The organism is Streptomyces sp. NPDC051104 (assembly GCF_040682835.1).
GTDB classification, from domain to species: domain Bacteria; phylum Actinomycetota; class Actinomycetes; order Streptomycetales; family Streptomycetaceae; genus Streptomyces; species Streptomyces cynarae.
In genome coordinates, this window is sequence record NZ_JBFBBS010000052.1 from 25844 (window position 1) to 37063 (window position 11220).

The window sequence follows — 11220 nt, forward strand, 5'->3', positions numbered from 1 at the left end:
AACAGGCAAGATGGGCGTCAGAGCAGGACACCTGCCGTATGCGAGGCGTTCAGCCCGGGGTCGGGCGGCCGATCAAGGTCCGCAACGCGCATGAAATGCTGTTGTGGTGGGATGCTCAGGTGCCCGACCGCCTCCCGTGGTGCGGGAGACAGGCGGCCTGACCAGCAAGGATGGGGAAGCGGAAGATGGACAAGCAGCAGGAGTTCGTGCTCCGGACCTTGGAGGAGCGCGACATCCGGTTCGTACGCCTGTGGTTCACGGACGTGCTGGGCTTCCTCAAGTCCGTGGCCGTGGCCCCTGCCGAGCTTGAGCAGGCGTTCGACGAGGGCATCGGCTTCGACGGCTCCGCCATCGAGGGCTTCGCCCGCGTCTACGAGTCCGACATGATCGCCAAGCCGGACCCGTCGACCTTCCAGGTCCTGCCCTGGCGCGCGGAGGCCCCCGGCACGGCCCGTATGTTCTGCGACATCCTCATGCCGGACGGCTCGCCGTCCTTCGCGGACCCCCGGTACGTCCTCAAGCGCGCCCTGGCCCGCGCCTCCGACCTGGGCTTCACCTTCTACACCCACCCCGAGATCGAGTTCTTCCTGCTGAAGGACCGGCCGCTGGACGGCAGCCGCCCGACGCCGGCCGACAACTCCGGCTACTTCGACCACACCCCGCAGAACGTCGGCATGGACTTCCGCCGCCAGGCGATCACCATGCTGGAGTCGATGGGCATCTCGGTCGAGTTCTCCCATCACGAGGGCGCCCCGGGCCAGCAGGAGATCGACCTGCGGTACGCCGACGCGCTGTCCACCGCCGACAACATCATGACGTTCCGCCTGGTCATGAAGCAGGTGGCGCTGGAGCAGGGCGTACAGGCCACCTTCATGCCGAAGCCCTTCTCCGAGCACCCCGGCTCCGGTATGCACACGCACCTGTCCCTGTTCGAGGGTGACCGGAACGCGTTCTACGAGTCCGGCGCGGAGTACCAGCTGTCCAAGGTGGGCCGCTCCTTCATCGCCGGCCTGCTGCGGCACGCCGGGGAGACCTCGGCGATCACCAACCAGTGGGTGAACTCCTACAAGCGCATCTGGGGCGGCACCGAGCGCACCGCGGGCGCCGGCGGCGAGGCGCCGTCGTACATCTGCTGGGGGCACAACAACCGCTCGGCCCTGGTCCGGGTCCCGATGTACAAGCCGGGCAAGACCGGGTCGGCCCGTGTCGAGGTCCGCTCGCTGGACGCCGGCGCGAACCCGTACCTGGCCTACGCGGTCCTGCTGGCCGCCGGCCTGAAGGGCATCGAGGAGGGCTACGAGCTGCCTCCGGGCGCCGAGGACGACGTGTGGGCGCTGACGGATTCCGAGCGCCGCGCGATGGGCATCGAGCCGCTGCCGCAGAACCTGGGCGAGGCGCTCGCGCTGATGCAGCGCAGCGATCTGATCGCCGAGACGCTGGGCGAGCACGTGTTCGACTTCTTCTTGCGCAACAAGAAGCAGGAGTGGGAGGAGTACCGCAGCGAGGTGACCGCGTTCGAGCTGCGGAAGAACCTGCCGGTGCTGTAGGCGCAGGTCTCAGCGGTCTGCTGGGCGGGGGCCGACGGTCGCGGACCGTCGGCCCCCGCCGCGTCCCTGTGCCCTCGGGCGTGTCGCCCTAGACTCGAATGACCTCGGGGCTCCCCACCCAGGAGGTCGTGATGGTGCGGCACACCCGACTGCCCGGCGAGTCCGCCGACTACCTCGCCGCCCGCGAAGAACTCCGGCTCGCCGAGATCGAGCTCATGCGCCACCGGGAGGAGGTCGCGGCCCGGCGCCGGGCGCTCCCTCAGGGCCCTGTCGTCGACGACTACGTCTTCCTCGAAGGCCCGGCGGACCTCGACGAGGGCGACACCCCCGTCCGCGAGGTCACCCTCAGCGGGCTGTTCACCGCCCCGGACCGGCCGCTGACCGTCTACCAGTTCATGTACGGCAAGTTGCAGACCGACCCCTGCCCGATGTGCACCCTGTGGATCGACGGCTTCAACGGCGTCGCCCACCACATCGCCCGGAGCGCCGACTTCGCCGTCGCCGCCGCGGCCGACCCGCCCATCCTGCGGAAGCACGCCCGCAACCGCGGCTGGTCCCGGCTGCGCCTGCTGAGCTGCGGCGACAGCACCTTCAAGTACGACCTCGGCAGCGAGGACGAGGACGGCGCGCAGGACTCCACCGTCTCCGTCTTCACCCGGGACGGAGACGGCACGGTCCGCCACTTCTACTCCGCGCATCCGCGCATGGCCGACGACATCGACCAGCGCGGCATCGATCTGCTCAACCCCGTCTGGCACCTCCTCGACCTGACCCCGGGCGGTCGCGGCGACTGGTTCGCGGGACTGGACTACTGACGATCAGGACGCCGGCCCCGTCCCCGCCGACGAACGCCGGGGACACCGCCGCGCTGTCGATCCGGCGCGGGGCGCCCGTGCCGTCCGCCGGGACCTGGTACAGGTCCGCTCCGAAGTCGCCCGGCAGCGCGTACACCACCGTGTGTTCGTCACGCCAGACCGCCTGGTCGTCCACGCTGCGGGTCTCCGCGAGCGGGGTTTCGCGCATCGTGCGCAGGTCCAGCACGTACAGGTGCCAGGGGGCGTCCTTGGGCAGGCCCTTCACCCGCTTCTTGTACGCGATCCGCGTGCCGTCGGGGGACAGGGACGGGCACTCGACGTTCGCGTGGAGGGTGGTGACCGTGCGGGAGCGCAGGTCGCCCCGGACCAGGTACGTCGTGCTCTTCGTCGCCAGGGTCGCGTAGAACGTGCGGTCGTCGGACGCGAACGTCACGCCCCAGAGGTTCACGTCCGACGCGTGGTACGTCCTGCCGTCCTTGACGATGCGGTACGCCTCCAGGGACGGGGTCAGCGCGCCCGTGCGGGTGTCCACGATCGCCGCACGAGTGGAGAAGTTCGTTCCCGCGTACGAGTCGCCGCCCACGAACGCCGTCCACGCCGCGTAGTGGCCGCTGGGGGAGACCCGGGCGCGGGACGGGATGCCCGGGACGTCGTAGTGCGCCCTGATGTGGAGGGACGCGTCGAGGATCAGCGCGCGGTAGGTGTCCGAGACCGGGCCGTGCACGGCCTGGAGGCAGACCCCGGTGCCCGCGGCGGCGTAGAAGCGCAGGCACTTCACGCCCGAGGCGGTGCGCGGGCCGGAGGGGTCCGACGCCGGGACTGTCGTGAGTTCGTCGCGGTGCGGGCCCCAGGCCATGTTGCGGAACACCATGCGGCCGGGCTCGGTGAGCGTGACCTTGCCCGAGGTGATCCGAGGGCCGCCGGCCTGGGCCTGGTCCCTGCGCTCCGCCCGCGCCGACGCGTGCAGCACCGAGGCCGTGCCGACCCCCGCCAGGACCAGGAGGGCCGACAGCAGGACGAGGATGCGGGTGCGTACCGTCATGCCGTGCCTTTCGGGCGGAGCGTCGTCAGGGAGAAGGCCGCGCACACCGCGAGCGCCACCGCGGAGGCCGTCAGGGCCGTACGGTCGCCCCACACCGTCCAGGCCGCCCCGAACCCCAGCGAGCAGGCGAACCGGGCGAGCGCCTGGCCCGTCTGCACCAGGGCGAGACCGGAGGAGCGCAGTTCCTCGGGGACGCTGTCGGAGGCCGCCGCCATCAACACGCCGTCGGTGGCCGCGTAGAAGCCGCCGTGCAGGGCGAGCACGGCGTACGGCAGCGCCGCCGCGTGCCAGGACGTGAGCAGCAGGGCGTACGCCAGGAGCAGCGCTGCGTGGCCGGCCAGGAAGACGCGCCAGCGGCCCACTGTGTCCGCGAGCCGCCCGAGCGGCATCGCCAGCAGCAGGAACGCGGCCGCCGTGCCCAGCGGCAGCAGCGCGAACCAGCGGTCGGGGACACCGAGGCGGCGTTGCAGCAGCAGGTAGACGAAGGAGTCGCTGACCGTGGCGAGGCCGAGCAGCAGCGCACAGACCGTGAGACGGCGCAGGTCGCGGCGGTGCAGCAGGGCGAGGGCGGCGCGGAGGGTCGGCCGGGGGCCGTCACCGGCCGCCGGGGAGTGCGCGCGGCCGCCCGGCACGAACAGCACCAGGACCAGGACGCCCGTCAAGGCCACGCAGAAGCTCACCGTGAACACCGCGTCGTAGCCGTCCACCGTCGCCCGCAGGATCAGGAACGCCACGAGCGGGCCGAGCAGCGCGCCCGCCGTGTCCATCGCACGGTGCACACCGAAGGCGCGGCCACGGGTCTCCGGGGTGCTGGAGAGAAAGATCAGCGCGTCCCGGGGAGCGGTGCGCAGGCCCTTGCCGGTGCGGTCGGCGGCCAGGACCAGGCCGATGGGGGTGAGGGTGTGGGCCACCAGCAGAAGGGGTTTGCACAGGGCCGAGATGCCGTAGCCGAGGCCCGCCACCCACTTGTGACGGCCTCCGCCCCGGTCGGCGAGATGGCCTCCGGCGAGCCGTACGAGCGCGGAGAAGCCGTTGTAGACGCCGTCCAGCAGGCCGAAGCCCAGCGGGGACAGGCCGAGGCCCGTGACGAGGTACAGCGGGAGCACCGCCGTGACCATCTCGGAGGAGACGTCGGTGATCAGGCTGACCGCGCCGAGCGCGAGCACGGTCGGGGCGACCGCGGTGAGGCGCCGCCCGGCACGGGGCCGGGCGGCGCCGTCCGCGGACGCCGGCGCCGGGGTACCGGCACGGCTGTCCGCTACATACATGTCACGACGCCCAGATGCCGGTGATGTCCGTGGCGGAGGCGGCGTTGCCCGCGTGCGTCGTCAGGCCCTGGGTGTCCTCCAGGGTGCGCAGCAGGTCGTAGTGGTTGTAGGTGGTGGAGGTGCTGGACCCCGGGGTCACCGGCTGGCCGTACAGCACCGTTGGGATGCGGTTGCCGCTGAGCTTGTTGTCCTCGTCGAAGGTGACGACGAGGAGGCTGTTGTGGGTCTTGGCCCAGGTGGCGTAGGCGCCCAGGTTGTTCTTCAGCCAGGTGTCACCGGTCGAGATCGAGCAGTCGTGCATGTCGCTGCACAGGTTGGGGACGACGAAGGACAGCTGGGGCAGCGTCGTGTAGTCGGTGGGGAACTGCGCGAAGGTCTTGGCGCTGGACGTCGGCACGTTGCTGAAGGCGAACCACGGGTTGTGCTTGCGGGCGTAGTTGCCGCTGCTGCACGTGGTCGAGCCCTGGCTGGGCAGCGACTCGTTGTAGCTGGCCCACGTGCGGCCCGCGGCCAGCTGCTCGGAGGCCAGGTTGCGGGCGGAGGAGAAGCCGGGGGTGTAGCAGCTGTCGTCCGTGATGCCCTGGGTGGAGCCGGAGAACAGCGCGAGGTAGTTGGGCTGGCTGGGGTGGGTGATGCCGTAGGACTGGGTGAGGTTGGCGCCGCCGGACTTCAGCGAGTTGATGTACGGGGCGCTAGAGGAGCCGATGATCTGGCTGTACGCGTGATTCTCCATGACCACGACGACCACGTGGTCCGGGCTGGGGACGGAGCCCGCGGCGTGCGCGGACTCATCGCCGAGCCCGGTCCACAGCCCGATCGCTGCTGCGGCGAAGGCCGCCACGGACGCCACGGTGGTACGGGTGCGGCGGTACAGGGAACTGCCGGACACAATCAACCTCCGGTGAGGGGAGGGGCTACGAGGGGCAGCGCTGCCAGAGCATGCTCACGCCAAGGTGCTCTGGCCCCACGCCCCACGACCCGGCGGATGAAGAGCCGGTGAATTGACGGCGTGCCGCAACGGCCGGACATGGCCGTACGTCCCCGGGTAACACGGGGCCCATGGGCGACATCCTGGTGGGGACGTGTTCGTGGACGGACCGGGCGCTGGTGGCGAGCGGCTGGTATCCACGGGGGCGGCGCGACGCGGAGGGGCGGCTGAGGTTCTATGCCGAGCGGTTTCCCGTGGTCGAGGCGGACTCCTCGTACTATGCGCTGCCCAGCGAACGCACCAGCCGCCTGTGGGTGGAGCGGACACCGGACGGCTTCGTCTTCGACGTCAAGGCCTTCTCACTGCTGACGGGACATCCCACGCGGCCGGACGCGCTGCCCGCCGACCTGCGGCCGGCCCTGGCCCGACGGCGCGCCCCGGATCCGGGCGGCGGCGACGCGGGCCTGCTCGACGAGTCATGGGCGCGCTTCACCGAAGCGCTGGCGCCGCTGCGGCGGGCCGGACGGCTCGGGACGGTGCTGTTCCAGTTCCCTCCCTCGCTCACTCCCGGCCCACGGTCGGAGGCGTTCGTACGCGCCTGCCGTGAACGGGCCCGCGGCTGGCCGTTCGCCGTCGAGTTCCGGCACCCGGACTGGTGGCGGGGCGACCGGGAGACGGCCACAGCGGCACTGCTCGCGGATCTGGACGCCACCGCGGTCGCCGTGGACACGGCGCGGGACCTGCCGACCTCGATGCCGCCCTTCGCGCCGGTCACGACACGGCGGCTGGCCGTCGTCCGCTTTCACGGGCGCAGCCCGCACTGGGGCACCGGGTCCAAGGAGGACGCCTACCGCCACGCGTACACCGAGGAGGAGCTGGCGGAGTGGGTGCCGCGGGTGCGGGGCCTGGCCGAGCGGACGGAACAGGTGCACGTCCTGTTCAACAACTGCTGCGCCGACGCGGCGGTCCGCGCGGCGGAGACGATGCGGCGCCTGCTGGGGGAGCAGGTGCCGCACCAGCAGCGGCACGCCTTCACGCCGCTGCCGGGGCTGTGGCCGGGGGACTGACACCCGTGGCACGGCCATCCGTGGCCGGCGTGCCTTTAGGGCGCCGCCACTCGCGCCTGCGTGTCCGCAGATCACCGCCACTCGCGCCTGCGTGTCCGCACGGCGCCACCACCCGAGCCCCGCGTGCCCGCGACCACCGCCACTGGCGCCTTGCGTGCCCGCGACCACCGCCACTGGCGCCTTGCGTGCCCGCAACCACCGCCACTGGCGCCTTGCGTGCCCGCAACCACCGCCACTCGCGCGTCGCGTGCCCGCAACCAACCACCACTCGCGCCCCGCATCCCCGCAGGGCACCGCCACCCGCACCCGCCGCGCCGCATCCGCGTACCCACTGCCACGCGCCCGCACGGCCCCGTACCCGCGGGCCTGCGCCCCCGCAGGGCACCACCCTGGCGCTCCCGTCCCCGTCTCCGGTTACGCTCAAAGCCGCAGGACCTTGATCTCGATGCTCGGGAGGCCGAGGGATGACCGTGCCCCAGGGGCGCAGAAGCAGCACCTTCACGCGACTGCTGCGACACGGTTTCACCGACCCCTCCGCCGCCGAGCGGCTGCTGGAGAGCGTCGAGCTGGCGCCGGTCAGGTCCGACCCCGTCCTGCTCGACGCCCTGGGCGCCACCGCCGACCCCGATCTCGCGCTGGGCGGCATCGTCCGGCTGCTGGAGGCGCAGCCCGCGTCCACCGCCCGCCGCGAGCTCCTCGACACGCTGATCTCGGCCAAACCCCTGCGCGACCGGCTGCTCGGAGTCCTCGGCGCCTCCGCGGCGCTCGCCGACCACCTCGCCCGCCACCCCGGCGACTGGCACGCCCTCGTCAACTACGAGCCGCACGACCTGCACCCAGGCGTGACGGAGTTCGAGCGCCAGCTCGCCGAGGCCACGGACCCCGTCTCACTGCGCGTCGCCTACCGCCGCTGCCTGCTGTCCATCGCCGCCCGCGACGTCTGCGGCACCACCGACGTCGCCCAGGCCGCCGCCGAACTGGCCGACCTGGCCACCGCCACCCTACGTGCCGCCCTGGGCATCGCCCGCGCCGCCGCCCCCGACGACGCGGCGCTGTGCCGGCTCGCGGTGATCGGCATGGGCAAGTGCGGCGGCCACGAGCTCAACTACGTCTCCGACGTCGACGTCATCTTCGTCGGCGAGGCCGTGAGCGGTGCCGACGAGCGCAAGGCCCTGCAGGCCGCGACCCGGCTCGCCTCACACATGATGCGGATCTGCTCGGAGACGACCGTCGAGGGAAGCATCTGGCCGGTGGACGCCAATCTGCGCCCCGAGGGCAGAAACGGTCCGCTGGTGCGCACCCTGGCCAGTCACCTCGCCTACTACCAGCGCTGGGCGAAGACCTGGGAGTTCCAGGCCCTGCTCAAGGCGCGCCCGGTGGCCGGCGACCTCGACCTCGGCGAGGAGTACGTCGCCACCCTGGCCCCGCTCGTCTGGCAGGTGGCCGAGCGGGAGAACTTCGTCGCCGACGTGCAGAAGATGCGCCGCCGGGTCGTCGAGAACATCCCCGCGGGGGAGGTCGAGCGTGAGCTGAAGCTCGGTCCGGGCGGCCTGCGGGACGTGGAGTTCGCCGTCCAGCTGCTGCAGTTGGTGCACGGGCGGTCCGACTCCTCGCTGCGCAGCGGCACCACCCTCGACGCGCTCAAGGCCCTCGCCGCCGGCGGTTACGTCGGTCGCGCCGACGCCGCGCAGCTCGACGACGCCTACCGCTTCCTGCGCTCCATGGAGCACCGCATCCAGCTCTACCGGCTGCGCCGCACCCACCTCGTCCCCGAGGACGAGGCCGACCTGCGTCGGCTGGGCCGCTCCCTGGGCCTGCGCACCGATCCCGTCGCCGCGCTCCGGCGCGAGTGGAAGCGGCACACCGGCGTCGTGCGCCGCCTTCACGAGAAGCTCTTCTACCGCCCGCTGCTCGACGCCGTCGCCCAACTCGCCCCCGGCGAGGCCCGGTTGAGCCCCGACGCGGCCCGGGAACGGCTCGTGGCGCTCGGCTACGCCGACCCGGCCTCTGCCCTGCGCCACCTGGAGGCGCTGGCGTCCGGCGTCACCCGCAAGGCCGCCATCCAGCGCACCCTGCTGCCCGTGCTGCTCGGCTGGTTCGCCGACTCCGCCGACCCGGACGCGGGCCTGCTCAACTTCCGCAAGGTGTCCGACGCGCTCGGCAAGACCCCGTGGTACCTGCGGCTGCTGCGGGACGAGGGCGCCGCCGCCGAGAACCTCGCCCGCGTGCTGTCCGCCGGCCGGCTCGCCCCCGACCTGCTGATGCGCGCCCCCGAGGCGGTGGCCCTGCTCGGCGACGGGGACGGCGGCGGACTCGAACCCCGCTCCCGCGCCCACCTCGAGCAGGAGATCCTGGCCGCCGTCGGCCGCGCCGAGAACGCCGAGCAGGCGGTCACGGTGGCACGCGGTGTACGGCGGCGGGAGCTGTTCCGTACGGCCGCCACGGACATCGTCGGCTCCTACGGCACCGAGGAGATCCCCGCCCGCCCGGACCAGGGTGCCCTGGTGGACCTGGTCGGCGGCGCGGTCTCGGACCTGACGGCGGCGACCCTGGCGGGCACACTGCGGGCCGTGGTCCGTGACGGCTGGGGCGAGACCCTGCCCACCCGGTTCGCCGTCATCGGCATGGGCCGCTTCGGCGGGCACGAGCTGGGCTACGGCTCCGACGCGGACGTGATCTTCGTGCACGAGCCGCAGGACGGCGTGGACGAACGGGAGGCTGCCGAGGCCGCGAACAAGGTGGTCTCGGAGATGCGACGGCTGCTGCAGATCCCGAGCACCGACCCGCCCCTGCTGATCGACGCCGACCTGCGCCCCGAGGGCAAGTCGGGACCGCTCGTGCGCACCCTGACCTCGTACGCGGCCTACTACCGCCGCTGGTCGCTGGTGTGGGAGGCGCACGCGCTGCTGCGGGCCGAGCCGGTCGCCGGCGACGAGGACCTGGGCCGCCGTTTCATCGAACTGGTCGACCCGCTCCGCTACCCCGCGCAGGGGCTCGGCGACGACGCCGTGCGCGAGATCCGGCGCCTGAAGGCCCGTATGGAGTCCGAGCGGCTGCCGCGGGGCGCCGACAAGACCCTGCACACCAAGCTGGGGCGCGGCGGCCTGTCGGACGTGGAGTGGACGGTCCAGCTGTTGCAGCTCCAGCACGGCCGGTCGGAGCCGGGCCTGCGCACCACCCGCACCCGCGCCGCCCTCGCCGCCGCCTGCGCCGCGGGCCTGATCACCGACGAGGACGCCGCGATCCTGGACGAGGCCTGGGTCCTCGCCACCCGGGTGCGCAACGCGGTGATGCTGGTCCGGGGCCGGGCGGGCGACACGTTCCCCTCCGAGACCCGCGAGCTGGCCGCCGTGGGCCGCTACCTCGGGTACGGCCCGGGCCACGTCGGGGACATGCTGGACGACTACCGGCGTACGACGCGCAGGGCACGCGGCGTGGTGGAGAAGCTGTTCTACGGGTCGTGACGCGCCGGCGGCGGTGGGTCACGCCCGTACCGGCACCAGCGCGGGCTCGCCCGCCGTCGCCACCCGTCGCGGCAGTGCGTACGGCAGCGCGCCGTACCAGACCCGCGCCACCGTGAAGCCGAACGCCAGGCAGAGCGTGCCGCCCACCGCGTCGAGCCAGAAGTGGTTGGCGGTGGCGACGATCACGACCAGTGTCGTCGCCGGGTACAGCAGGCTCAGGACCCGCGCCCACGGCACCGTCGACAGCGCGAAGATGGTCAGACCGCACCACAGGGACCAGCCGATGTGCATCGACGGCATCGCCGCGTACTGGTTCGACATGTCCTTCAGGTCGCCCGACGCCATCGAACCCCACGTGTGGTGGACCACCACCGTGTCGACGAAGTGCCCGCCGTTCATCAGGCGCGGCGGCGCCAGCGGGAAGAAGTAGTAGCCGAGCAGCGCCACGCCGGTCGTGGCGAACAGGGCGAGGCGGGTGGCCGCGTACCGGCCCGGATGGCTGCGGTACAGCCACACCAGCACACCCAGCGTCACCACGAAGTGCAGGGTGGCGTAGTAGTAGTTCATCCCGATGATCAGCCATGTCACCGAGTTGACGGCGTGGTTGGCCGAGTCCTCGACGGCGATCCCCAGGTGGTTCTCCAGCCGCCACACCCAGTCCGCGTTGCTCAGCGCCTCGGCCTTCTGCTCCGGCACGGCGTTGCGGATCAGCGAGTAGGTCCAGTAACTCAGCGCGATCAGCAGGATTTCGAACCAGAAGCGCGGGCGGCGGGGGGTGCGGACCCGGCGCAGGGCGCCCTGGATCGCGCCGACCCGCGCGTCGTCCGTGACGAGCCGGGGAGCGGCCTGCTCCTGGCCCCCCACCGCCGTCACGGTCCTGTCACCCATAGGTACAGAGTCTGCCAGAAAAGGGTTCCCCCACCGGTCATCCCCCGGCAGGGTTCCGGCCACCCGTTCTCCAACCGGCGTACTGGTGTAAAGCGCCGGAACTACTGCCTAGTGCCGCGGCAGGCAACGTTTGCCCGTCAAGGAGCGGCGTCCGGTGCGTGCTCTGGGGGTACCCCCTGCTCGAAGAGCTTGGGGGAGTGC

8 protein-coding genes are annotated in these 11220 nt (G+C 72.3%); 4 read left to right on the forward strand and 4 right to left on the reverse strand.

The features are described from left to right. Nucleotides 1-185 precede the first annotated feature (185 nt). Together glnA and AB0N14_RS35795 are read left to right on the forward strand one after the other, a co-directional pair. Nucleotides 186-1547, forward strand: coding sequence for a type I glutamate--ammonia ligase (gene glnA, locus AB0N14_RS35790; protein ID WP_200417070.1), 1362 nt, complete (start codon nucleotides 186-188; stop codon nucleotides 1545-1547). Nucleotides 1548-1678: 131 nt separating this feature from the next. Continuing rightward, entirely contained in the window at nucleotides 1679-2362 is a 684-nt protein-coding gene (locus AB0N14_RS35795; protein WP_366029874.1) for a DUF899 family protein, read from the forward strand. On the opposite strand, the gene AB0N14_RS35800 is transcribed toward AB0N14_RS35795, so the two are convergent. The 3 genes from AB0N14_RS35800 to AB0N14_RS35810 are packed head-to-tail and all read right to left on the reverse strand — an operon-like array spanning nucleotide 2289 to nucleotide 5561. Further along, nucleotides 2289-3404, reverse strand: a complete 1116-nt coding sequence (locus AB0N14_RS35800; RefSeq protein WP_366029875.1) for a TolB-like translocation protein — start codon at nucleotides 3402-3404, stop codon at nucleotides 2289-2291. The genes AB0N14_RS35795 and AB0N14_RS35800 overlap by 74 nt on opposite strands. After that, on the reverse strand, nucleotides 3401-4672 hold the full coding sequence (locus AB0N14_RS35805; RefSeq protein WP_366029876.1) for an MFS transporter: 1272 nt from the start codon (nucleotides 4670-4672) through the stop codon (nucleotides 3401-3403). Before AB0N14_RS35805 ends, AB0N14_RS35800 begins: the two co-directional genes overlap by 4 nt. Nucleotide 4673: 1 nt before the next feature. Continuing rightward, nucleotides 4674-5561 (reverse strand): alkaline phosphatase family protein, encoded by an 888-nt coding sequence (locus tag AB0N14_RS35810; RefSeq protein ID WP_366029877.1) that lies wholly within the window; start codon nucleotides 5559-5561, stop codon nucleotides 4674-4676. Between the two features lie 170 nt (nucleotides 5562-5731). On the opposite strand from AB0N14_RS35810, the gene AB0N14_RS35815 reads away from it, so the two are divergent. Next, nucleotides 5732-6667 carry a DUF72 domain-containing protein gene (locus tag AB0N14_RS35815; protein WP_366029879.1) on the forward strand — a complete coding sequence of 312 codons (936 nt, stop codon included), beginning with the start codon at nucleotides 5732-5734 and terminating at the stop codon, nucleotides 6665-6667. Nucleotides 6668-7131: 464 nt separating this feature from the next. Continuing rightward, a complete protein-coding gene (locus tag AB0N14_RS35820; protein ID WP_366029880.1) occupies nucleotides 7132-10131 on the forward strand; it encodes a bifunctional [glutamine synthetase] adenylyltransferase/[glutamine synthetase]-adenylyl-L-tyrosine phosphorylase in 3000 nt (999 codons plus the stop codon). Nucleotides 10132-10149: 18 nt separating this feature from the next. Here the strand turns inward: AB0N14_RS35820 and AB0N14_RS35825 are convergent, their stop codons facing one another. Further along, complete coding sequence (locus AB0N14_RS35825; RefSeq protein WP_366029881.1) at nucleotides 10150-11019, reverse strand: phosphatase PAP2 family protein; 870 nt, start codon at nucleotides 11017-11019, stop codon at nucleotides 10150-10152. Between the last annotated feature and the right edge of the window lie 201 nt (nucleotides 11020-11220).

Bases quoted from the DNA above. Each gene is read 5' to 3' on its own strand.
- glnA (WP_200417070.1), top strand. From the start codon at position 186: ATGGACAAGCAGCAGGAGTTCGTGCTCCGGACCTTGGAGGAGCGCGAC.
- AB0N14_RS35795 (WP_366029874.1), top strand. From the start codon at position 1,679: ATGGTGCGGCACACCCGACTGCCCGGCGAGTCCGCCGACTACCTCGCC.
- AB0N14_RS35800 (WP_366029875.1), bottom strand. From the start codon at position 3,404: ATGACGGTACGCACCCGCATCCTCGTCCTGCTGTCGGCCCTCCTGGTC.
- AB0N14_RS35805 (WP_366029876.1), bottom strand. From the start codon at position 4,672: ATGTATGTAGCGGACAGCCGTGCCGGTACCCCGGCGCCGGCGTCCGCG.
- AB0N14_RS35815 (WP_366029879.1), top strand. From the start codon at position 5,732: ATGGGCGACATCCTGGTGGGGACGTGTTCGTGGACGGACCGGGCGCTG.
- AB0N14_RS35820 (WP_366029880.1), top strand. From the start codon at position 7,132: ATGACCGTGCCCCAGGGGCGCAGAAGCAGCACCTTCACGCGACTGCTG.
- AB0N14_RS35825 (WP_366029881.1), bottom strand. From the start codon at position 11,019: ATGGGTGACAGGACCGTGACGGCGGTGGGGGGCCAGGAGCAGGCCGCT.